General features: G+C 66.8%; 24 protein-coding genes. 8 read left to right on the forward strand and 16 right to left on the reverse strand.

The window, feature by feature from the left end:
* Positions 1-1,157, reverse strand: a 1,157-nt coding sequence (locus tag AC1DFC_RS27430) for a dicarboxylate/amino acid:cation symporter (protein WP_478180388.1), incomplete at its 3' end; no start/stop codon positions are given.
* A gap of 260 nt (positions 1,158-1,417) precedes the next feature.
* On the opposite strand from AC1DFC_RS27430, the gene AC1DFC_RS27435 reads away from it, so the two are divergent.
* Positions 1,418-2,836, forward strand: a complete 1,419-nt coding sequence (locus AC1DFC_RS27435; protein WP_478180389.1) for an MFS transporter — start codon at positions 1,418-1,420, stop codon at positions 2,834-2,836.
* Between the two features lie 56 nt (positions 2,837-2,892).
* Entirely contained in the window at positions 2,893-3,588 is a 696-nt protein-coding gene (locus AC1DFC_RS27440; protein WP_478180390.1) for an aspartate/glutamate racemase family protein, read from the forward strand.
* Positions 3,589-3,632: 44 nt separating this feature from the next.
* On the opposite strand, the gene AC1DFC_RS27445 is transcribed toward AC1DFC_RS27440, so the two are convergent.
* Positions 3,633-4,178, reverse strand: a complete 546-nt coding sequence (locus tag AC1DFC_RS27445; RefSeq protein ID WP_007831128.1) for a flavin reductase family protein — start codon at positions 4,176-4,178, stop codon at positions 3,633-3,635.
* Positions 4,179-4,192: 14 nt separating this feature from the next.
* A complete protein-coding gene (locus tag AC1DFC_RS27450; RefSeq protein ID WP_007831126.1) occupies positions 4,193-5,458 on the reverse strand; it encodes an acyl-CoA dehydrogenase family protein in 1,266 nt (421 codons plus the stop codon).
* A gap of 286 nt (positions 5,459-5,744) precedes the next feature.
* On the opposite strand from AC1DFC_RS27450, the gene AC1DFC_RS27455 reads away from it, so the two are divergent.
* Both AC1DFC_RS27455 and AC1DFC_RS27460 read left to right on the forward strand, forming a co-directional pair.
* Positions 5,745-6,128, forward strand: coding sequence for a MarR family winged helix-turn-helix transcriptional regulator (locus tag AC1DFC_RS27455; RefSeq protein ID WP_007831124.1), 384 nt, complete (start codon positions 5,745-5,747; stop codon positions 6,126-6,128).
* A gap of 7 nt (positions 6,129-6,135) precedes the next feature.
* The gene (locus AC1DFC_RS27460) at positions 6,136-7,086 is read left to right on the forward strand and encodes a LysR family transcriptional regulator (protein ID WP_007831123.1); all 951 of its coding nucleotides are present in this window, start codon (positions 6,136-6,138) and stop codon (positions 7,084-7,086) included.
* On the opposite strand, the gene AC1DFC_RS27465 is transcribed toward AC1DFC_RS27460, so the two are convergent.
* The 3 genes from AC1DFC_RS27465 to AC1DFC_RS27475 are packed head-to-tail and all read right to left on the reverse strand — an operon-like array spanning position 7,062 to position 9,259.
* Positions 7,062-7,376 carry a Dabb family protein gene (locus tag AC1DFC_RS27465; protein WP_413332747.1) on the reverse strand — a complete coding sequence of 105 codons (315 nt, stop codon included), beginning with the start codon at positions 7,374-7,376 and terminating at the stop codon, positions 7,062-7,064. The genes AC1DFC_RS27460 and AC1DFC_RS27465 overlap by 25 nt on opposite strands.
* 4 nt (positions 7,377-7,380) lie before the next feature.
* The gene (locus tag AC1DFC_RS27470; RefSeq protein ID WP_007831120.1) at positions 7,381-8,250 is read right to left on the reverse strand and encodes an intradiol ring-cleavage dioxygenase; all 870 of its coding nucleotides are present in this window, start codon (positions 8,248-8,250) and stop codon (positions 7,381-7,383) included.
* Between the two features lie 25 nt (positions 8,251-8,275).
* Positions 8,276-9,259, reverse strand: coding sequence for an amidohydrolase family protein (locus tag AC1DFC_RS27475; RefSeq protein WP_413332745.1), 984 nt, complete (start codon positions 9,257-9,259; stop codon positions 8,276-8,278).
* 319 nt (positions 9,260-9,578) lie between these two features.
* On the opposite strand from AC1DFC_RS27475, the gene AC1DFC_RS27480 reads away from it, so the two are divergent.
* The 3 genes from AC1DFC_RS27480 (at position 9,579) to AC1DFC_RS27490 (ending at position 12,966) form a co-directional block, all read left to right on the forward strand.
* Entirely contained in the window at positions 9,579-10,955 is a 1,377-nt protein-coding gene (locus tag AC1DFC_RS27480) for an MFS transporter (RefSeq protein ID WP_007831118.1), read from the forward strand.
* 234 nt (positions 10,956-11,189) lie between these two features.
* On the forward strand, positions 11,190-12,137 hold the full coding sequence (locus AC1DFC_RS27485) for a helix-turn-helix domain-containing protein (protein ID WP_007831117.1): 948 nt from the start codon (positions 11,190-11,192) through the stop codon (positions 12,135-12,137).
* 118 nt (positions 12,138-12,255) lie between these two features.
* Positions 12,256-12,966: a DUF1275 family protein gene (locus AC1DFC_RS27490; RefSeq protein ID WP_007831116.1), complete on the forward strand. Its 711-nt coding sequence runs from the start codon at positions 12,256-12,258 to the stop codon at positions 12,964-12,966.
* A 23-nt stretch (positions 12,967-12,989) separates the two neighbouring features.
* On the opposite strand, the gene AC1DFC_RS27495 is transcribed toward AC1DFC_RS27490, so the two are convergent.
* The 10 genes from AC1DFC_RS27495 to AC1DFC_RS27540 all read right to left on the reverse strand — a co-directional run bounded on the left by AC1DFC_RS27495 (position 12,990) and on the right by AC1DFC_RS27540 (position 21,317).
* A complete protein-coding gene (locus AC1DFC_RS27495) occupies positions 12,990-13,604 on the reverse strand; it encodes an antibiotic biosynthesis monooxygenase (RefSeq protein ID WP_007831115.1) in 615 nt (204 codons plus the stop codon).
* 15 nt (positions 13,605-13,619) lie between these two features.
* Entirely contained in the window at positions 13,620-13,937 is a 318-nt protein-coding gene (locus tag AC1DFC_RS27500; RefSeq protein WP_007831113.1) for a GNAT family N-acetyltransferase, read from the reverse strand.
* Between the two features lie 82 nt (positions 13,938-14,019).
* Positions 14,020-14,841: an alpha/beta fold hydrolase gene (locus AC1DFC_RS27505; RefSeq protein ID WP_007831111.1), complete on the reverse strand. Its 822-nt coding sequence runs from the start codon at positions 14,839-14,841 to the stop codon at positions 14,020-14,022.
* Positions 14,842-14,899: 58 nt separating this feature from the next.
* The gene (locus AC1DFC_RS27510; protein WP_007831109.1) at positions 14,900-15,448 is read right to left on the reverse strand and encodes a Dps family protein; all 549 of its coding nucleotides are present in this window, start codon (positions 15,446-15,448) and stop codon (positions 14,900-14,902) included.
* Positions 15,449-15,493: 45 nt separating this feature from the next.
* Positions 15,494-17,095: an MFS transporter gene (locus tag AC1DFC_RS27515; protein WP_478180391.1), complete on the reverse strand. Its 1,602-nt coding sequence runs from the start codon at positions 17,093-17,095 to the stop codon at positions 15,494-15,496.
* The gene (locus AC1DFC_RS27520; protein ID WP_478180392.1) at positions 17,088-17,495 is read right to left on the reverse strand and encodes a DoxX family protein; all 408 of its coding nucleotides are present in this window, start codon (positions 17,493-17,495) and stop codon (positions 17,088-17,090) included. Before AC1DFC_RS27520 ends, AC1DFC_RS27515 begins: the two co-directional genes overlap by 8 nt.
* Positions 17,495-19,384 (reverse strand): amidohydrolase, encoded by a 1,890-nt coding sequence (locus tag AC1DFC_RS27525; protein WP_478180393.1) that lies wholly within the window; start codon positions 19,382-19,384, stop codon positions 17,495-17,497. Before AC1DFC_RS27525 ends, AC1DFC_RS27520 begins: the two co-directional genes overlap by 1 nt.
* A gap of 104 nt (positions 19,385-19,488) precedes the next feature.
* Positions 19,489-19,782, reverse strand: a complete 294-nt coding sequence (locus AC1DFC_RS27530; RefSeq protein WP_413313613.1) for a DUF1427 family protein — start codon at positions 19,780-19,782, stop codon at positions 19,489-19,491.
* Between the two features lie 20 nt (positions 19,783-19,802).
* Entirely contained in the window at positions 19,803-20,456 is a 654-nt protein-coding gene (locus tag AC1DFC_RS27535; protein ID WP_007831100.1) for a hydrolase, read from the reverse strand.
* A gap of 141 nt (positions 20,457-20,597) precedes the next feature.
* Entirely contained in the window at positions 20,598-21,317 is a 720-nt protein-coding gene (locus tag AC1DFC_RS27540; RefSeq protein WP_413313608.1) for a pirin family protein, read from the reverse strand.
* Between the two features lie 179 nt (positions 21,318-21,496).
* Between AC1DFC_RS27540 and AC1DFC_RS27545 the strand changes: the two genes are divergently transcribed.
* A complete protein-coding gene (locus tag AC1DFC_RS27545) occupies positions 21,497-22,405 on the forward strand; it encodes a LysR family transcriptional regulator (protein WP_007831090.1) in 909 nt (302 codons plus the stop codon).
* Positions 22,406-22,420 lie beyond the last annotated feature (15 nt).

The raw sequence follows: 22,420 nt of genomic DNA on the forward strand, positions 1-22,420 counted from the left end.
TCCGACATGAAGCGGTCGATGCCCAGGATCAGCGCAAGGCCCGCCACCGGCACGTGCCCCACGGCCGACAGCGTGGCCGCCAGCACGATGAAGCCGCTGCCCGTGACGCCCGCCGCACCCTTCGAGGTGAGCAGCAGCACGGCCAGCAGCGTGAGCTGCTGCGTGAGGGTCATGTCGGTGTTGGTGGCCTGCGCGATGAACACGGCCGCCATCGTCAGGTAGATCGAGGTGCCGTCGAGGTTGAACGAGTAGCCCGTGGGCACCACCAGCCCGACCACCGACTTCTTCGCACCCAGGTTCTCCAGCTTGGCCATCATGCGCGGCAGCACCGACTCGCTCGACGACGTGCCCAGCACGATCAGCAGCTCTTCCTTGATGTACTTGATGAACTTCCAGATGCTGAAGCCGTGGAAGCGCGCGATGAGCCCCAGCACCACGAAGATGAAGAACAGGCAGGTGGCGTAGAAGGTGGCCATCAGCTGGCCCAGCTGCAGCAGCGAGCTCACGCCGTACTTGCCGATGGTGAAGGCCATCGCGCCGAAGGCGCCGATGGGCGCCAGCTTCATGATGTAGCCGACGATCACGAAGAGCACGTGCGAGCCCTTCTCGATCACGTCGAACACCAGCGTGCCACGCCCGCCGAAGCGGTGCAGCGCGAAGCCGAACAGCACCGCGATCAGCAGCACCTGCAGGATCTCGCCCTTGGCGAAGGCATCGACCAGCGTGCTCGGGATGATGTTGAGCAGGAAGTCGACCGTGCTGGTCATCTTGCCCGGGCCGGTGTAGGCCGCGATGCCCTTGGTGTCGAGCTGGCTCACGTCGACGTTCATGCCCGCGCCGGGCCGCACGAGGTTGATGATGACGAGGCCCACCACCAGCGCGACGCTGCTCACGATCTCGAAATACAGCAGCGCCAGCCCGCCGGTCTTGCCTACCTTCTTCATGTCCTCCATGCCGGCGATGCCGACCACCACCGTGCAGAAGATGATCGGCGCGATGATCATCTTGATCAGCTTGATGAAGCCGTCGCCCAGCGGCTTCATCGACGCGCCGGTGTCGGGGTAGAAATGCCCCAGCAGCACACCGAGCACGATGGCGGTGATGACCTGGAAGTACAGGGACTTGTAGAAGGGTTTGGGTGCGGTGGGATGTTCCATGGGGGTGCTCATCGGTTTGTCTCCAATTCGGGCCAGGCTCCGTAGCAGGGCGCACGGCCGGCCTTGTGATTGAGCAATCGACATGCCACCGCCAAGGGCGCGTCGACTGCGCGCCAAGTCCTTGATTTGATGGACCTTTTCACGAACGGTCGAACGGCGCCCCGCCGACGATCCGGATGGCGCAGGCAGGGCCCGTCCGATCTGCCGGATCGACATCTCGGGGAAAACCCTAGGCCCGGGACGGTGTCAGACTCGGTTCCATGAACGACACCGCGCAGCCGCCAGCGGCCAAGGACGGCGCCTCGAAGCGCATCGCGCTCACCGTGGCGGCCGCCTTCTTCATGGAGACGCTGGACGCCACCATCATCGTCACCGCGCTGCCGGCCATCGGCGCCGGCTTCGGCATGGGCGCGCTCGACGCGAGCCTGGGCGTCACCGTCTACCTGATCGCGATGGCGGCGCTGGTGCCGGCGGCGGGCTGGTGCGCCGGGCGCTTCGGGGCGCGGCGGGTGTTCGCGCTCGCGGTCGGCGCCTTCACCTCGGCCTCGCTCGCCTGCGGGCTCGCGCCCACCTTCGAGGTGTTCGTCGCGGCGCGCGTGCTGCAGGGCGCGGCGGCGGCCTTCATGTCGCCGGTGGGCCGGCTCGTGGTGCTGCGCGAGACGCCGAAGCACCGGCTGATCGAGGCCATCGGCACCATCACCTGGCCGGGGCTCATCGCGCCGGTGATCGGCCCGCCGCTGGGCGGGCTCATCGCCACGCATGCATCGTGGCGCTGGATCTTCCTGCTGAACGTGCCGCTGGGCCTCGCGGGGCTGTGGCTGATCATGCGACTGTTTCCGCGCCGCACCGACGCGGCTCCGGCGCGCTTCGATGCGGCCGGCTTCGTGCTCACCGCCGTCGCGCTGGCCGCGCTGGTCGAAGGCCTCACGCGCCTGGGCGGGCCGCAGCCGGGCTCGCCCACCACCCTCGGCCTGCTGGCCCTGGGCGCCGTGGCGGCTGCCGCCGCGGTGCGCCATGCGCGGCGGACGGCGGCGCCCCTGCTCGACCTGCGCGCGCTGGCGGTGCCGACCTATGCGCTGGCCACCGCGACGGCCGGCTTCGTCTCGCGCGTCGCGATCAACGCCTCGCCCTTCCTGCTGCCGCTGATGTTCCAGATCGGCTTCGGCATGAACGCGTTCCAGGCCGGCTCCATGCTGCTGGTGTACATGGGCGGCAACCTCGTGATGAAGAGCGCCACCACGGCGGTGCTGCGGCGCTTCGGCTTTCGCAGGGTGCTGACGGTGAACGGCGCGATCTGCGCCGCCACGCTGTTCGGCTGCGGGCTGCTGTCGCCGGGCGACCCGCTGCCGTGGGTGTGCGTGCTGCTCGTCGCGGCGGGCATGGCGCGCTCGATGAACTTCACCGCGGTCAACACGCTGGCCTTTGCCGACGTGCCCGACGAATCGCGCGCCGGCGCGAGCACGCTCGGCACGATGCTGCAGCAGGTGTCGCTCGCGCTCGGCGTGGCGCTGGGCGCGATGGTGCTCGGCGCATCGCAGGCGCTGCGCGGCGCGCCGGCCGTGCAGCTCGCGGACTTCCACCATGCCTGGTACGTGGTCGGCCTGCTGATGGCCATCGCGACGCTGATGACGCTGCGGCTCGATCGCCAGGCCGGCATGGCGGTATCGCACAGGCGATGAACGCTACAGCCGTGGACGCGCCCGATCTTCCATTCACCCGTTCAGGAGAAGTTGTCATGCCATTGCATATCGGTGTGGTCGGTTGCTCGGCCGAAGGCGCCGCGCTCTGCTACCGCACGCTCTGCGTTGAAGGCGCCTCGCACCTTGGCGCGGCCCACGCGCACCCGGAGGTGTCGATGCATACCCACTCGCTCGCCGCGTATGTGGACTGCCTCGACCGCGGCGACCTGGACGGCGTCGCGCAGCTGATGCTGTCCTCGGCGGGCAAGCTGGCGGCGGCCGGTGCGGATTTCCTGGTCTGCCCCGACAACACGATCCACCAGGCGATGCACCTTGTGCTGCCGCACTCGCCGCTGCCATGGCTGCACATCGCCGAGGTGGTCGCGGCGCAGGCGCGGTCGCGGGGCTTTCGCCGCGTGGGGGTGCTGGGCACGCGCTGGCTGGTCGACAGCGAGGTCTACCCGCAGGCGCTGTCGGCCGCCGGACTGGACGCCGTGCGGCCGGATGCCGGCGAACGCGCCGAGCTCGGCCGCATCATCATGAACGAGCTGGTGTGCGGCGTGTTCCGGCCGGAATCCACGGCCGCGCTGCAGCGGATGATCGAAAACCTGAAGGCGCGCGGCTGCGATGCCGTGGCGCTGGGCTGCACCGAGCTGCCGCTGGTGCTGAGCGACGGCAACTCCGCGCTGCCGACGCTCGACTCGACGCGCCTGCTGGCACGCGCAGCGCTGCGGCGCGCCACGGCCAGCTGAGGCAGCTGACGCTGCCGCCTCGGCACGCCGCCGCACGCGCAACGCTACTGCGGCCTCGCCAGCGTTTCCGCAAGCTCCCACAGCGAGCCCATCTGCCCCGAATGAAAGAGCAAGGGCGGCGTGTCGGTGCGCGAGAAGCGATCCACGCGACCGAGGATGATCGTGTGGTCCCCCTCCTGGTGGCGCGAATACGTCGAGCATTCGAATGTCGCGACGCTGCGCGTCAATCGCGCGCATCCGTTGGATGCAAGGGCGAAGGCTTCGCCGAAGCGCTCGAACTTGTCCGCCGCAGGCTTGGCGAAATGCCAGGCCAGGTCGCGCTGCTCGGCAGCCAGGACGCTGAGGTTGAAGGAGCGCGCCGCAAGAAACGCGTCGGCGCTGCGCGTGTCGTCGCGGATGCTCCACAGGATCAGCGGCGGGTCCAGCGACACCGACGAGAAGGAGTTGATCGTCATCCCCTCGCGCTTGCCGTCCGGCGTGGTGGTCGTCACGAGGCACACCCCCGTGGGAAACGCGCCGAGCGCCTGCCGGAGTTGGCGGGCATCGGCCGTTTCGGCGGCGTCGCCCGTGATCAGAGCCCAGGAGTACATGGCCGGCGCCTCGATCAGTACTGGCCCTTCGGCTCGAGGCCGAGCAGGTATTGCCCCACCATGGAGGAGACCGCGTCCCAGTTGAGGCTGATGTGGCGCGAGATGGCATTGGCGTCGCGCCACATCCGCTGGATCGGCTGGTTCAGCGACAGGCCCGCGCCTCCCACGCTGGCGAAAACCGCCTCGACGGCATCGCGCGACAGGCGCGCGGCGAAGGCATGGTCGCGGCGATTGCGGATGCGCTGCTCGACGCTGATGACATGGCCGTCGAGCGCCATCTGCTCCACCTGCGCGGTGTCGCGGTAGAGCAGCAGCCGCGCCGCATCGACGCTTGCCGACGCCTCGGCCAGGCGGGACTGCACAGGGAAGAACTCGCTCAGCCTGCTGCCTGCGCCGGCCACCGCGCCGCGGGTGACGCGCGAGCCGGCCAGCTCGATCAGCTCGTCGACCGCGCCCTGAGCGGTGCCGAGGATGGGCGACACGAGGCAGACCGGCACCGCCGAGAGAAAGGGAATGCGGTAGATCGGATTCGCATTGACGCTGGCGCCGGGAGGGCAGTTCGAGGAGGCCTCGGCGAACGTGAGCTTGCGATGCCCGGGGATGAAGGCGGGCTTGTCGATGACGACCGCCTTCGAGCCCGTGCCCGCCTGGCCGGCGACGTGCCAGTTGTCCTCGATCGACCAGTCCGACCGAGGGGCGAGCAGGAAGCCCGCGGTCGGCGGCGCGCCTTTTTCCTCGGGCGGGAACTGCACGCCCAGCAAGGCCCACTGAGAGTTGTCCACGTTGGACGCGAAGAGCCACTTGCCTTGCACGAGGTAGCCGCCGTCGACCTTCTCGGCCATCGTGGCGGGCGCGTACGAACCGCAGACGATCGCGCCGGGGTCCTTGCGCCACACGTCGTCCTGTGCCTCCTCGGGAAAGGTCGCGACGAGCCACTGGTGGATGGCTCCCAGCGAGCAGCCCCACGCCGACGAGGTGCAGCCCCGCGCCAGTTCGCTCACCACATCGATGAAGGCTGTGAATCCGTACTCGAAGCCGCCATAGCGCGCCGGCTGCATCAGCTTGAAGAAGCCCGCATCGTGGAAGGCACGCGTGGTTTCGTCGGAAACGCGTCGATCCTGCTCGGTGCGCTGCGCCCGGGAACGAAGCAGCGGCACCAATTCGCTTGCGGATGCAACTATCGATTCGATCGGAGGCGCGTCTTTCACGGGCGATTTTCTGCCGGGGGCCGGGAGGTCGACGTGATTGAGTTGGGCAAACGGGTTCGCGGCATCTGTCATGGGGGTCTCCAGGAAGGGTCGGATGAATCTCGGGTTGGAGCCTTGATTGGAGAAGAAAACATTTGCAAATGCAATCAAATAAACCTAGGTATTAACGCTATAAAGGCGCCGATGATTGTTTGTAAGATCGGCCATGGCAAAGAGAACACCCTCCTCGGCCCCTTCCTCCGGGCGACCCGGTCCGTCGGCGGAATTGGCGCTTGAATTGAATGCATCTACAGATAAATCGCCCCAGCATGACCTGGAGCGCGCAATCCCCTACCTGCTTGCGCGCGCAGGAACAAGAATGGGGCAATCGTTCAGCAGGGAGCTCAAGCAGTTCAACCTCTCGCTGACCGAGTGGCGGGTGTGCGTCGCACTGCACCACGCGGCGCATCAGCGGCTGTCCGACCTGGCGCTGCACACCTCGACGGAGCCCTCCACGCTTTCGCGGGTGGTCGACGGGCTGCTGCAGCGCGGCATCCTGGTGCGCGACCGGTCGGACGAAGACGCCCGCGCGCTCGCCCTGAGCCTGACCGACGCGGGGCGCGACCTCGCGCTGCGGATCATTCCGCTGGCGCAGCTCTACGAGCGGGTGTCGTTGTCAGGGCTGAGCTTCGCGCAGGCCGAATCGCTGAGGGACATGCTTCGCATGGTCTACGACAACCTGGAAGTGCTCGACAACGAGTGATGCCGCGGTGAACATCAACACCATCGACCTGAACCTCTTCCTGGCGTTCCAGGCGATCTACGCCACGCGCAGCGTCACGCTGGCGGGCGAGCGCCTCGGCATGACCCAGTCGGCGATGAGCAATGCCCTGAAGCGCCTGCGCGAGCGCTTCAACGACGCGCTGTTCGTGCGCTCGACCGACGGCATGGTCCCGACGCCGGTCGCCGAGCGGCTCATCACCCCGATCGAGGAAGGCCTCGCCTGCCTGATGCAGGCGGTCGACCAGGGCAGGACCTTCGAGGCGCAAACATCCGGGCGCACGTTTCGAATTGCCGTCAACGACATCGGGCAGCTGGTCATGATGTCGGAGCTGCTCCTGGTCGCGCGCGGCATAGCGCCAGGGGTGCGATTCGAGACCGTTGATGTGCCCATTGCCGAGGCGCGCCAGCGCATGCTCCACGGGCAGATCGACATCGCCCTGGGCAGCTGGGAGCCTATAGGGCCGTCGTTCTACCAGCAGCGGCTGTTCGACGAGACATTCGTCGTGCTCACGTCCAGGGCCTCGCCCCTGGGCGGGCGCGACAGCATTGGTCTCGACGAGTATCTTGCGGCCGAACACATCGCGTACCGCCCCCATGGAACGACCGACTTTCAATTGCAGCAGACACTGGAACGAGCCGGCGCGCTCGATCGGCGGCGCGTGGTGCTGACGGCCGCCCATTCACTGGGCCTGTCTTCGATCGTCGCCTCGTCGGGACTGCTGCTGACGGCACCGGCGCGCCTCGCCCAGGCGATGGTGGCGTCGCGCACTGACCTGCACATCGTCAATGCGCCGTTCGAGGTCGTGCCCTTCGAGATCCGGCAGCAGTGGCACGAGCGATTTCACCAGGACAGCGGCAACCGCTGGCTGCGCGAGCTGATATTCGGCCTGTTCCATGAGCGCTCGCAGCGGCATCAGGGCGCCGGCAAGCAGGCGTAGTCGACCTGATGGCGCTCGGTGCGGATGCTGCCGAGTTCGCGCTTCACGCGAAGGTGCTCGGGATGGGTCGCATAGTCTTCGAGGCTGCGCGCATCGCGAAAGCGCGTGCAGAGCACCACGTCGCAGGCGTAGTCGATGCGGCTCACATCGATTCCGACTTCCAGCTCCAGGAGCCCCGGGATGCGGCCGCGCAGCCCTTCGAATGCATTGCGCACCGCGATGCAGTTCGCGCTTCGTTCCGCGGCCGAGGCTCCGGCGACGCGCCACATGACGATGTGCTTGATTTCCATGCCTTCAATCCCGTGGCGCCTTGTTCAGCACGAAGTCGTGGTCGAGCGTGTAGAAGGGTTCGTCCATGCGCGTTCCGTCCGGCGCGACGCCGGGCTCATGGCGCTTCCAGTCGGCGATGAGCGAGGAGCGCACGCCGAACACGGCATCGGAATCCAGGTACGTGCCGCCCGAGCGGAACACGTGGGTGATGAGCGTCTCGTACCCCGGCGCCTGGATCATGAAGTGCAGGTGGGCAGGACGCCAGGGATGGCGGCCGAGTTGCTCCAGCAGCTGCCCCACGGGGCCGTCGTGGGGGATGGGATACGGCACGGCCAAGATGGACCTGAAATCGAAGCGGCCGTCCTCGCGCGTGCTCAGCTGGCCACGGCCCTGGGCACTGCCCAGTTCGGGGCGCTGGACGTCGTAGAAGCCTTCGTCGTCGGACTGCCAGACGTCGATCCGCGCATCGGCGATGCGCTCGCCCTGGATGCCCCGCACGCTGCCCCGGACGAAGCAGGGCATGCCGTGCGCGCCGTTGGAGATGTCGTCGCCGTTCTGGTACTTCGGTGCGTCGGGGACATAGAAGGGACCGAAGACGGTCGCCTCCGTGCAGCCCGTCGGACGCCGGTTGCACTGCGCGGTAACGAGCGTCGAAAGCCCGAGCACATCCGACAGCAGGATGAACTCCTGGCGCTTGTCATCGGTGATCCTGCCGACGCGCGTGAGGAAGTCGATGCCGCGGGACCATTCGGCTTCGGTGAGCTGCACCTCGCGCGCGAAATCGTGCAGATGGCGCACAAGGCTGTCCATCACCGTCTTCAGGCGCGCGCTGGCTGTTCCGCCCTGCGCCTTCAGCGTTGCGCCGGTGATGGTCCATTCGTCGATGTCGATCATCTGGTCTTCTCGCCGCGCCGGCACCTCAGGATTGCTTCAGCTTGAACAGCGACAGCGCGTTCGTGCGGCCGATCTTCAGCCGGTCGGCTTCGCTGATGCTCGTATCGGCGAACCAGTTCGATGCGTGGTCCACGTTCTCGAAGGGCCAGTCGGTCGAGAACAGGATCCGGTCCGAACCGACTTCCAGCATCGCGTCGATCAGCGTCTGGGTGCGGAAGTTGCCGGACGTCGTGAGATAGAAGTTCTCGTGGAAGTACTCGCAAAGCTTGCGCTTGGCGGGATAGCCTTTGGGCGCCTTGACCCAGGCATTGCGGTGGTCGACCCGCCACATGTTGTATGGGAGGCCTTCGCCGAGATGGCCAAGGATGATCTTCAGGCCGGGATGCCGGTCGAAGAGGCCGCTGGCCATGAGGCGCAGGGCATGGACGGCGGTTTCCTGTGCAAAGGCCCACGTGGGCCCGAGCAGCCACGGGTGGCCTTCGTAGATCTGGGCCCAGCTCGCGAGCGGGTTGCGCGGATGCAGATAGAACGGCGCATCGAGCCGCTCCGCCGCGGCCCAGAAGGACGCATACTGCGGCGCGTCATAGTAGACGGCGTTGTCGGCCGTGCCGACCTGCGAGAACCCGTTGACCAGCGCGCCACGGAAACCGAGCACGGTCATGCAGCGCTCGAGCTCCTCGGTCGCCTTGTCGGGGTCCTGCATCGGCAAGGCGGCGAATGCCTGGAAGCGGTCGGGCCGCTTCGCGACCTGCTCCGCCAGGAAATCGTTGGCGCGGACAGAGAGTTCATGGGCCTTGACCGGATCGGGAACCGCCTGCACGGCGGGCGCGTTGAGCGAAAGAATCATCATCTCCATGCCGTTTTCGTCCATCTGGCGCAAGCGCCCTTCATGGATGTCGATGAGACGGCTGCTGAGTTCCTTCCAGTAATCCCCAGGCACGAAGCCGGCCGAGTCCTGCAGCGTCTCGGGAAGCGCAAAGTGTTCCTCGAGGCCGATCTTTCCTTGCATGGCTGTTTCCTTTTTTGCGGGGCACGGTCCGCAGCTGTTGATTCGCGGCAGCGCCAACAGCGGCGCTTGCCTTGCAGGTCAATTTACGAAAGCCTCGCTGCAGCGTCGAACGAAATTCGGTGATGGCGCACATCTGGATTTCGCATGAAGGGCAGCTTGTGGGTAGACCCGCCCCAACATTTCCAGGCTTCATAGAGAACATCCTGAAAATGCGTTGGACCTTCGCGCACCCGCAATCCACCATGCGAACGCCGTCAACGTTCGCCCGCCGACAAGGCGCTGACGCACCCCTTTTTCCATCAACTCGGAGACACGAGTCATGCGTCAGATCGACCTTCACAAGCTGGCCGACGAAACCCGCTTCAACCGCTTCCACGGGCTCGTGCTGTTCTGGTGCGCCCTGATCATCGTGTTCGATGGCTACGACCTCTCCGTGGTCGGCATCGCGCTGCCTTCGATCATGGCGAACATGGGCGTCCAGCCCACCAACGCCGGCTTCATGGTCAGTTCGGCACTCTTCGGCATGATGTTCGGCGCCATCTTTCTCGGCACCATCGCGGACAGGATCGGCCGTCGATGGGCCATCGTCATCTGCGTGGGCCTGTTCAGCGTGTTCACCGCGGCAGCCGGGTTCGCCAGGGACCCCGTCACCTTCGGCGTGGTCCGCTTCCTCGCGGGGCTGGGCATCGGCGGGGTCATGCCGAACGTCGTTGCGCAGATGACCGAATACTCGCCGAAGAAGATGCGCGCGACCCTCGTCACGCTGATGTTCAGCGGCTATGCGGTCGGCGGGATCATCGCCGCGCTGCTCGGCAAGGGCCTGATCGAAACCTACGGCTGGCAGTCGGTGTTCTTCGCGGCGGGCATGCCGCTGGTTCTGATCCCCTTCATCCTGAAGTACATGCCGGAATCGATGCCGTTCCTGCTGGCCCGGGGACGAACCGAAGAGCTGAAGAAGATCGCCTCCAGGCTCGACCCGGGCTACAAGCCGCTGGCAACCGACCGCTTCGTCGTGCCGCCCGCCGACCGGGCTGCCGGCGCACCGATCAGGCATCTCTTCCAGGAGGGCCGCGGCTTCAGCACCGTCATGTTCTGGCTCGCATTCTTCATGTGCCTTTTCATGGTGTTCGCGCTGAGTTCATGGCTGACGAAACTCATGGCCGGTGCGGGCTACAGCCTCGGTTCGGCATTGACGTTCGTGCTGGTGCTCAACGCGGGCGCGATGGTCGGTGCAATCGGCGGCGGCTGGCTCGCGGACCGCTTCCACATCAAGTACGTGCTGGCAGGCATGTATGCGCTGGCCGCGATTTCGCTCACGCTGCTTGGCTACAAGATGCCGACGCCGGTGCTGTTCGTCCTCATCGGCCTGGCCGGTGCGTCGACCATCGGCACGCAGATCGTGGCCAACGCATACACCGGCCAGTTCTATCCGATGGCAGTGCGCGCCACGGGTCTCGGGTGGGCACTGGGAATCGGGCGCAGCGGCGCGATCCTGGCTCCCATCCTGATCGGCGTGCTCGTGGGCATGAACCTGCCGCTGCAGCAGAACTTCATGGCGATCGCGATTCCGGCCGTGATCGGCATGGTTGCGGTTCTTCTGATCAATCACGGCCGGTCTGCGTCTGCACAGATGGTCGATGCCGGCCGGCCGCGAACCGAGCCGGGGAACGACGGCAAGCAATTGGCCGGCTCGTGAGCGACAAGGCGATCTGCTCCTGCACCTCTTCCGGGCGGCCTGACAAGGCCGCTTTTTTCATCGTACGGTCATTGTCCAAAAACGGGCGCCGCCGGTGCATTACCTGAAAATTCGCGTTCTCGCTCGATTCCGAACGAAACTTCACCAGGAAAGTGTGCAAAATTCCCATCTGTGATCGGCCGCAGCGTCGCCGATCGGATACTCGGCTAATTCAATCTCCGCTCTCTTCCATCCATGCGCGCTGAAAGCGGTCTCCTCGAGGCACGAAGTGGCCTCCCCCAGCCGGCGGCAGGGCCCACGCCAAAAGACATGCTGGGATGCACGGTCGGTCATCTCCAGAAAGACCAGGCACTGTCGGCCAACGGCTTGCGGATCTACCGCAAGACCGTGAACGCCAATGAACTCCACTACGTGGAAACAGCCGCAAGCGCGCGCGGAGTGCTGCTCGGCATCTCGTTGCGCGACGGCCACCGCAGGCGAATCCTCCATGAGCACCATGCGTCGTGCCATGACTTCGGCAAGGGCTCGATCTATGTCCGTGATTTTTGCGACCGCTACCGCGCGGACATGCAAAGCGGCTTCGACTTCGTGCTGCTCGAGATCTCGCATCCGGCCCTGGAACGCGCCATCGACGAAAAGCAGGGGCCCCGCGTCGGCGGCCTCGTCGATGTTGCGGGCGCCAGGGACGACGTGCTCGCCCACCTCGCGAGCGCGCTGACCCCTGCGCTGGAACGCCCTGCCGAGGTCAGCCAGCTGTTCATCGACCAGATCGGCGTCGCGATGACGAGCTACCTGGTCGACAACTACGGCCGCGGAGCCACGGCAACCGGGCCCCGGACGAACCGGCTGCTTTCGCGTTCGCACGAGGCGCGGGTCAAGGAGATGCTGCGCAGCAAGATGAATGGCGGCATCTCGATTGCCGAGATCGCCGACGCCTGCAACCTGTCGCGCAGCTATTTCATCCACGCCTTCCGCGAGACCACCGGACAGACGCCGCACCAATGGCTGATCGCGCAGCGGATCGAACGTGCGCAAGCGCTGCTGATGGACTTCGAACGACCGCTGGTGGAGATTGCGACGGCCTGCGGCTTTGCGGACCAGAGCCACTTCACACGCGTCTTTTCCCAGTACACCGGCAAGCCGCCAGGCGCCTGGCGCAGAGAGATCCGAATCGGCATGTGAAAGGATCCGAATGCGGACGCCGATACGGAATGCGTCCGAATATGCAAAGCCGCGTCCAACCCTGCAAGACGGCGCGCGCCGCCGCGCGCACCATGGGATCCCCATCGAAGGAACCACCATGAAACCCTCCCTGCCGCAGCTCATGAGCCTCAACGGCGGCTTCGTCGACACCGCCGGCTTCCTGGCGCTGCATGGCCTGTTCACCGCGCACGTCACCGGCAACTTCGTCACCATCGGCGCGGCGCTGGTGCATGGCACCTCGGGCACGATCACCAAGCTGCTTGCGCTGCCGGTGTTCTGCATCGTGGTCGTGCTCGCACGGTTGTTGAGCTATGGCCTTCCCGGCTTCGGCCTGCCGGTGCTGCGCACGATGCTGGTGCTCAAGGCCGCGCTGCTGCTGGCGGGCGCCATCCTGGCCATCCGCTTCGGCCCCTTCGCCGATGGCGACAGCGCAAGCGCGATGCTCACGGGCCTGGTGCTGGTGTCGGCCATGGCGATCCAGAACGCGGTGCACCGCATCCACCTGGGCAGCGCACCGCCGACCACGCTGATGACCGGCACGACGACGCAGGTCATGGTCGATCTCGCCGACCTGATGCGCGGCAAGCAGGCGCCCGAAGAAGCGGCCGCCGCCCGCGCGCGCATGCGGCGCATGTCGGCCGCGGTGGTCTGGTTCGCCGCCGGCTGCGCGGCGGCGGCGCTCATCTACCTGCAGTGGAACGTATGGTGCTTTGCCGTGCCGCCGGTGCTGGCAGCCTGCGCCGTGATGCTCCAGCGCAGTACGCACGAAGGCGATCCTGCGCCGGCGTCAGCTGCGCCTCACCTGTAGAGTGCGCCGGCGTCAGCTGCGCCTCACCTGTAGAGCCAGCGCGCCATCAGGCGCGTGTACCTCGGCATGACGAGGTACACCATCAGCCCGACGATGGTCGCCGCGGCCAACAAGTGCGCCAGCCAGTAGTCGGACAGCACGGGCACCGAGGCCAGCAGACGGTGCAGCACCGCCGGCACCAGCATGGTCAGCGGATAGATCACCGACAGCGTCAACAGGAACTGCTTGTAGCGCTTGGCCGGCGGCTGCCCTGCGGGCGGATGGAACCAGAACTCGAGCCCGCTGCGCGTTTCCACCTTCTCGTCGGCGTCGAGGAACGGCGCCACCTCTTCCACCAGCTGGCGGCGCGCGACGGAGGCGAACCAGTCCTGCGCATGCGTGAGCGAATCGAAGCGGATGGCGATGGTGTACTGCAGGCCGCCGCCGGCCGGGTGGATGATGTTGACGCCGCGGTGCCCGGGAAAGCGCGAGGCGATAGGCACCACCTTCTTCAGCCATTGCTCGTAGGCGGCCACGGACTCGCGCTTCACCGTCTGCTGGATGACGGCGGTGACGGTTTCGGCACCCGGCAGCACGCGCCCGGCAATCTCGTCCAGCGTGGCGGTGCGCAACCCGGGTTGGCGGTCGTCGGCGGTCATGCGCGGTGCCTTTTCTCAGAGGCCGAGCAGCTTGCGGCCTTCGTCGGCCAGCAGGTCGTGCGTCTCGGGGTGAGACCGCATGTAGGCGTTGAACACGGGGCACTGCGGCACCACGCGCAGCCCGCGCTCACGCGCCGAAGCGAGGCCGGCCAGCACCAGTTGCTTCGCGATGCCCTGGCCTTGCAGGGCTTCGGGCACCAGCGTGTGGATGAAGGTGATGACGTTGCCTTCGAGCGAATAGATTGCGACGGCACGCTCACCCTGAGCCGCGTATTCGAAGCGGTGCTTTGCGGGGTTGTCGCGGACCTGGATAGAAGAAGGAGAAGTGGTCATGAGAAATTCTTGATGTGCCGGGCGCGCATGCAGCACCGTCCCGGCAGGTCGCTACAGGCGCCCTGCCGGGGCGGCGGCAGCATCAGCCCTTGATGAAAGCCAGCAGGTCGGCATTCACCTGGTCGGCGTGCGTGTTGCAGGTGGCATGCGGCGCGCCGGCGTACGCCTTGAACTGGCTGCCCTTGATCATCTCGGCCGCCAGCTTGCCCGTGGCCTCGATGGGCACGACCTGGTCGTCGTCGCCGTGGATCACGAGCGTGGGCACGTCGATCTTCGCCATGTCGGGGCGGAAATCGGTTTCGGAGAAGGCCGTCACGCAGTCGATGGTGGCCTTGATGGAGGCCTGCAGCGCGATCTGCAGCGTCTGCTTGAACACGCCCTGGGACACCTTGGCGCCCGGGCGGTTGGTGCCGTAGAACAGCGTGCTGAAGTCGTCCAGGAACTGCGGCCGATCGGCAGCCAGGCCGGCGCGGATGCTGGCGAACAGCGACGCATCGGGGCCCCCGGGATGGTCGGCCGTCTTCATGAACAGCGGCGTCACGGCGCTGATGAGCGCGAGCTTGGCGACGCGTGAGCTGCCCTTGCGTGCGATGTAGCGCGTGACGTCGCCGCCGCCCATGGAAAAGCCCGCGAGGATCACGTCCTTCAGGTCGAGTTTCTCGATCAGCTCGGCGATGTCGTCGGCGAAGGTGTCGTAGTCGTAGCCGGTCCAGGGCTGGCTCGAACGGCCGAAGCCGCGGCGGTCGAACGCGATCGTGCGGTAGCCGCGCTCCGCGAAGAACAGCATCTGCGCGTCCCACATGTCGGCGCTCAGCGGCCAGCCGTGGCTGAACAGGATGGGCTGGCCCGAGCCCCAGTCCTTGTAGTAGAGCTCGGTGCCGTCGCGCAGGGTGAGTGTGGTCATGGTCTTCCTTTTCGGAATGGTGTGAAGGGGAAAAAAAGATGCAGGAAGGCGGGTGCGCTCAGCCTTGGCGCACGGACTCGAACAGGAACCACGTGCGCTGCTCGGCCTCGTCGATCCAGTTCTCCAGCACGCTGGCCGTGGCCACGTCGCCGTACTCGTCGCACACTGCGTGCGTGCCGCGCATGAAGCCGGCCAGGCGCTGGTTGTCCTCGCGCAGCTCGGCCAGCATGCCGATGGGGGTCACGAAGTCGGCGTCGTTGTCCGACAGGCGCTGCAGCCGCGCGGCGTGGCCGGTGGAGCGCAGCGTGGTGCCGCCCACCTTGCGCACGCGCTCGGCAATGGGGTCGACCGTGGCGAAGATCTGGTCGGCCTGCTCGTCCAGCAGCAGGTGGTAGTCGCGGAACGAGGGGCCCGACATGTGCCAGTGGAAGTTCTTCGTCTTGAAGTACAGCGCGAACACGTCGGCCAGCAGCACATTGAGCGCCGCGGAAATGTCGCGCGTGGCGTCGGCGCCCAGGTCGCTCGGGGTGTGCAGCGACGCGACGCGGCGCGCCTTGGTGCTGCTGGCCAGGGCCTTGGCGGCCTTGGTGGATTTTGAAGTAGCCATGCTTTTCCTTGGTACGCCCGGGTTGTCGGCGAAATTCATCTGTCGTCAGAGAGAAAGAAAGTGATGCACCGCGGGCTTGTCCGGCCCGATGTGAAAGCGCACGGCCTCGCTCTGCAAGTCGGCGTCGGCGTGCGAAACGCGGTGGTGCTGGCGCAGGTGCTCGGCCCACGATTCGACGAGGAACCACTCCATCACGCGCTCGGTGTCACCGGTGTGCTCGGTGATGCCCCATGCGTACGCCCCATCGCGGCGGCGCTCCAGCGAGAGGCGCTTCATCGCGTCGAGGAAGGCCGGGCGGTCTTCCTTGCGGATGCGGTACTCGACCTGGATCATCACCGGGCCACGGTCGTGCGCAATGGGCTCGGCCACCAGCGGTTCGGGCCAATGGTTGGAAGCCTGCAGGTCCGACTCGCCCGTGGGCAGCCGCGCACGGTGGAACAGCACGGCCACGATCACCAGGCCGATGGCGCCGGCCACCAGCGTGTAGGGCACGCCAATTTCCTGTGCAACCAGGCCCCAGCCGAGGCTGCCGGCCGCCATGGCGCCGTTGAACACGGTGAGGTACACCGCCAGCCCGCGGCCGCGCACCCAGTTCGGCAGGATGGCCTGCGCCACGCCGTTGAGCGTGGTCAGCGCAATGATCCAGCCCAGGCCCAGCAGCAACAGCAGCACGATGGCCAGCCACTTCGGCGGTGCGAACACGAGCGCGCCCATCACGGCGGCGGTAATCACCGAGGCCAGCAGCACGAGGCCATCGGCATCGAGCCGCTGGCGCAGCCGCGGCATGACCAGCGCACCGGCAATGGCGCCCGCGCCAACGGCGCCCAGCAGCACGCCGTAGAAGCCGGCGGTGCCGCCCAGCATCTGGCGTGCCACCAGCGGCAGCAGTGCCCACACCGAACTTGCGAACAGGAAGAACACGGCCGCGCGCAACAGCACGCGGTGCAGTTCCTTGCTGGCGCGCGTGTAGCGCAGGCCGGCACGGAAGGCGCCGAGGAAGTTCTCCGACAGGCCGCTGTCGACCGCGGCCGGGCGCTTCCACCAGATCAGCGCGGCAATGACGAACACGTAGCTCAGCACGTCGGCGCCGTAGGTCAGGGCCGCACCGAAGCTCGCGAGGATCAGGCCGCCCGCCGCAGGGCCGATGGAACGCGCGATGTTGATGCCCAGCGAGTTCAGCGCCACCGCGCTCTTCAGGTCGGATCTGGGCACCAGCTCCGGCACGATCGACTGCCAGGTCGGCCCCATCAGCGCCGCGCCGATGCCGCCGACGAAGGTCAGCGCAATCAGGTACTCGACGGTGAGCGCGCCTGTGTGCGACAGCACCAGCAACGTACTGCTCACGCTGGCCAGCACCAGCTGCACGAAGATCAGGAAGCGCCGGCGATCGAGGATGTCCGACAGCACGCCCGCCGGAATGGCCAGCAGGAAGATCGGCAGCGTGGCCGCCGTCTGGATCAGCGCCACGGCCGTCGGGCTGGCCGACAGGTCGGTCACCAGCCATGAACTCGCCACGTCGCGCATGAAGCTGCCAATGTTGCCGAGCACAGTGGCGGTCCACAGCACGGCGAAGACGGGCTGGCGCAGCGGCGCGAAGCTGCCACCGCCGCCACCGGCTGGCTGCGCGGCTTTGACGGCCTCAGTCATTCTTGCGTCCCTGCAAGTCGTGCCAGGCCACCAGCAGGAAGCCGCCAACCAGTCCAAGGTGCTCGAAGAACGAGTTGGCGGCCATGAAGCGTTCCTGGCCCACCGGCATCTGCCAGAAGCGCAGCGCCACGAAGGTGGCGAACAGTGTGAACGCAGCCAGCGCCACGGCGCCCAGCCAACGGTAGAAGCCCGTGAGGATGAGCACCGAGGCGCCCAGCTCCAGCACGATGACGGCGGCCGCCATCGGTGCCGCGGGTGACACGCCGAAGTGGTTCATCTCGGCGATGGCCGAGCCGAAGTCCATCGCCTTGTTGAAACCACCCTGCAGGTAGGCCGCGCACAGCAGCAGCAGCGCGATCCAGCGCAGCACGGGTGAAGGTTGCCAGTGCATCGTCTTCATCACACCGCCCAGCAGGCGCAGCCCAGCGCGCCCCAGAAACTCTTCAGATCGGCAATGGGCAGCTTGCTGCTCCAGGCCGTGGCGTGCTGGTGGCCGTGCACGTTGCAGTCGTTGGCACAGGCGCAATCCGCCGCCATGCGGCGGATCGTCTGCTGCAAGGGGCGCCCTTCCTTGTCGCCCCAGCCCGCGTAGCCGCCGAAGGTGCGCGCGGGCGACCAGTCGGGCATGGCCGGCGGCGGTGTGCCTTCGTCAAGCGGCGCGAACGGCCCGGCGCCAAAGACCACCTTGCCGCCCATCATGGTGAGCAGCGCGGTGGTGCCGGCGATGTCCGATTCGGCGCAGGCGAAGAAGTCGCGGTCGGGCACCATCAGGTCTGCCAGCTGGCCGGCCTCGATGCGGCCCTTCTTGCCGACCTCGTTGGAGAACCAGGTGACCTTCTCGGTCCACATGCGCAGCGCCGTCTCGCGGTCGATGCAGTTGCGCTGCGGCGTGAGCTGCATGCCGCCCACGGTCTTGCCGGTGACGAGCCACGACAGCGACACCCACGGGTTGTACGACGCGACGCGCGTGGCGTCGGTGCCGGCGGACACGTTCACGCCCTTCTCGAGCATGCGCTTCACGGGCGGCGTGGCCTCGGCCGCGCCGGCACCGTAGCGCTCGACGAAGTACTCGCCCTGGTAGGCCATGCGGTGCTGCACGGCAATGCCGCCGCCGAGCGCCGCGATGCGGTCGATCGACTTCTCGGAGATGGTTTCGCAGTGATCGAAGAACCAGTTCAGGCCGGCCAGCGGCGTGTCGCGGTTGACCTTCTCGAACACATCGAGCGCGCGGTCGATGGTTTCGTCGTAAGTGGCGTGCAGGCGCCAGGGCCAGCGGTTCTGCGCGAGCACGCGCACCACTTCTTCCAGCTCGCCTTCCATCTCGGGCGCCATGTCGGGGCGCGGCTGGCGGAAGTCCTCGAAGTCGGCGGCCGAGAACACCAGCATTTCGCCCGCGCCGTTGTGGCGGAAGTAGTCGTCGCCCTGCTTGTATTTGGAGGTGGCGGTCCAGTTCAGGAAGTCCTGCTTCTCCTGCTTGGGCTTCTGCGTGAACAGGTTGTAGGCCAGGCGGATGGTGAGCTGGCCGGCATCGGCCAGCTGCTGGATCACCTGGTAGTCCTCGGGGTAGTTCTGGAAGCCGCCGCCCGCGTCGATGGCGCCGGTCACGCCCAGGCGGTTGAGCTCGCGCATGAAGTGGCGCGTGGAGTTCACCTGGTAGTCGAACGGCAGCTTCGGGCCCTTGGCCAGCGTGGCATACAGGACGGACGCGTTGGGCTTGGCCAGCAGCAGGCCGGTCGGGTTGCCGGCGCTGTCGCGCACGATCTCGCCGCCGGGCGGTGCGGGAGTGTCCTTGGTGTAGCCCACGGCGCGCATGGCGGCGCCATTGAGCAGCGCGCGGTCGTACAGGTGCAGGATGAACACCGGCGTGTCGGGCGCCACGGCGTTCAGTTCCTCGATGGTCGGCAGGCGCTTCTCGGCGAACTGGTGCTCGGTGAAGCCGCCCACCACGCGCACCCACTGGGGCGCCGGCGTGATGGCGACCTGGCGCTTGAGCATGCCCATGGCATCGGCCAGGCTGCGCACGCCGTCCCAGCGCAGTTCGAGGTTGTAGTTGAGCCCGCCACGAATGATGTGCAGGTGGTTGTCGATCAACCCCGGCAGCACGCGCTTGCCCTGCAGGTCGACCACGCGGGTGCCGGTGCCGGCCAGCGGCAGCACGTCTTCGCTGCGACCGACCCGCAGGAAGCGGCCGTCCTTGATGGCCACGGCGCTGGCCTCGGGGTTGGCGCGGTCCAGCGTGGTGAAGCGTCCGTTATGCAGGATCAGATCGGGGGCGGAGGAACTGGCCATGTCAGACTTCCTTTGGGCATGAGAGGGGGTCATTGCCGAGCCGGCAATGGCGGCACCGAGTGTGCCCAGGCACAGGCGGCGGCGTTGTTCGTCGAACAGATCGCTCATGACTCTTTGTGTGTGGTCGATACGGCGGCGGCTGCGGCAGCGGGCTCGGCCTTCGCGCGCTGCGGCAACTCGCCGAACACATGCGGCGCGACCTGGTGCTGCAGCCACGAGGTGGCCACGGTATCGGGCTTGATCACGCTCTTGATGAGCGGCGGGATCTGCTCGCCGAGCAGGATCCCGAGAAGCCCCACCAGGGCGATGACCGGCGGGGCCGGCGAGCGCACCTGGAACAGTGCGTAGATCACGCCGACCAGCAGGCCGAGCGCAAGCGACAGGACATAGGGCTTCATCTTCGTGCTCACCGCGGGATTCAGCCTTCGTGCGCGCCGAACATGGTCTTGGCGTAGGTCACGCCCAGGCCGTAGGCGCCGCCGAACTTCTTGGCGATGCCGGTGGTCAGCTCGTAGGTGTCGGTGCGAGCCCAGTCGCGTTGCAGCTCGAGCAGGTATTGCAGCGAGGTCATGGGCTGTGCGCCTGCCTGCACCATGCGGTCCATCGCGCGGTTGTGCGCCTCGGCGGACACGTCGCCGCAGGCGTCGGCGATCACGTACACCTCGAAGCCCTGGTCCAGCGCCGACAGCGCCGGGCCGACGATGCACACGCCGGTCCACAGGCCGGACAGCACGATGCGCTTCTTGCCGATCTCGTTGATGCGGTCGATCACGGCGGCATCTTCCCAGGTGTTCATCGAGGTACGGTCGAGCATCTTCTGGCCCGGGAAGGCGTCGGTGATCTCGCTGAACATCGGGCCCGAAAAACTCTTCTCGGCCACCGTCGTGAGGATGGTCGACACACCGAAGCCTGCGGCCGCGTTGGCCACCAGCGCAGCGTTGTTGCGCAAATTGACCGCGTCGATCGAGTGCGTGGCGAAGGCCATCTGCGACTGGAAGTCGATCATGACGAGCGTGTGGTCCTTGGGAGTGAGCAGCTTGGCGCCGGCGGTGGGGGTGGCTTTGATGGACATGAAATAACTCCGTGAATGGGATGGGATGAGAGATCGGCGAGAGAAAAAACTGGGGTTAACCCGTGAAGCAATCCTCGTTGGGAGCGAGGGTGCGTGTCTTGTCGATTAATGAGGCGGTTTGGACATTTGCCGTCGCGTGGCTCAGAACGCAGGCAGCTCGTTGGGGCGAAGGTCGAACACCAGCACTTCGGCGCCCTCACCCTGGGCCAGGTCGAGCTGGCGCACGTCGCGCAGCCGCACACCGTCGCCCTCGTTCAGGCGCTGGCCGTTGAGCGCCACGCTGCCGCGAGCCACATGGACATAGGCGTAGCGGTCGGCATCGAGCGTGAGCGAGGCCTGCTCGGCGCCGTCGAACAGCCCTGCGTAGACGCGGGCGTCCTGGTGCACCGCGAGCGAGCCGTCGGTGCCTTCGGGCGAAATGATCAGGCGCAGGCGGCCGCGCTTTTCTTCCGGCGCGAAGTGCACCTGCTGGTAGCGCGGCGGCACGCCCTTCTTGGCCGGCACGATCCAGATCTGCAGGAAGTGCAGCGCCTCGGTGGACGACGAATTGAACTCGCTGTGGCGCACGCCGGTGCCGGCGCTCATCATCTGCACATCGCCGGGGCGGATGACCGAGCCGGTGCCCATCGAGTCCTTGTGCTCGAGCGCGCCGTCGAGCACGTACGAGAAGATCTCCATGTCGCGGTGCGGATGGGTGCCGAAGCCGCGGCCGGGGGTCACGCGGTCGTCGTTGATCACCAGCAGGTCGGAGAAGCCTTCCTGCTTCGGGTCGTGGTAATGGCCGAACGAGAAGGTGTGGCGGGACTTCAGCCATCCGAAGTCTGCGATTCCGCGGTCGGCGGCACTGCGAATTTCCAACATGGTTCATTCCTTTGCGGTTCTTGAATTCGATTGAATTCATAATTGGCATCGGAGGAGTTTCCGAGGCATGGGATGAATCATCGACCTTCAAGAAGGTCTTGTTGACGAACGTTTTTGCCATCTATCATCGAATTTTTCGATCATTGATCCGGGCACCATTTTTTTGAAGGAAACGCCGCATGCTCAAGCTCAGCCTGGAAGCCATCGAGGTGGTCGATGCGATCGACCGCCACGGCTCCTTCGCCGCCGCCGCCACGCGCCTGAACAAGGTGCCTTCCACCATCTCGTACGCCGTGGGCAAGCTGGAGGAGCAACTGGGCATGCAGCTGTTCGAGCGCAACGGGCCGCGCATCGCGCTCACGGACGCGGGCCGCGAGATGCTCAAGGAGGGGCGCTGGCTGCTCGGCGCGGCGAGCGACCTCGAATCGCGCATGCGCCAGATCGCCACCGGCTTCGAGTCGGAGCTGCGGCTCGTGCACGACTCGCTCATTCCCACGCAGTCGCTCATCGACGACGTCCGCGCCTTCGAAGAGCTGCGCTGCGGCACGCGGCTGCGCATCGGCTGCGAGGCGCTCACCGGCAGTTGGGAGGCGCTGCGCGAGGGCCGCGCCGACGTGGTCATTGCCGCGGGCGAAGGTCCGGCGGGCGGTGGCTACCAGGCCGTGATGGTGGGCAGTCTCGATTTCGCCTTCTGCGTCGCCCCTACGCATGCGCTGGCGCGTGTGATGCGCCCGGTGCGGCGAGGCGACCTGCTGGAGCACAACGCCATCGTGGTGAGCGACAGCGCGCGTACCTTGTCGGACCGCACCGTGGGCCTGCTGGCGGGCCAGCCGCGCATCGCGGTGCCGTCGATGACCGCGAAGGTCGCGTGCCAGGTGGCCGGGCTCGGCCACGGTTTCCTGCCGCGCGCCTGCGTCGAGGGCGAGCTGGCGCGCGGCACGCTGATTGAATTGCAGACCGAGGAGCCGCGCGCGCCGGAGGCGTTCTGGTTGGGGTGGAAGACAGGTGCCACGGGGCAGGCGCTGCAGTGGTGGGTGAAGCAGCTGAATCGGCCGTTGGTGCCGGCCTTGTTGCCACGCTCGGCGTGATGCCGTGAGCCGCAG

The sequence above is a fragment of the Variovorax sp. 10L421 genome (genome assembly GCF_056395365.1).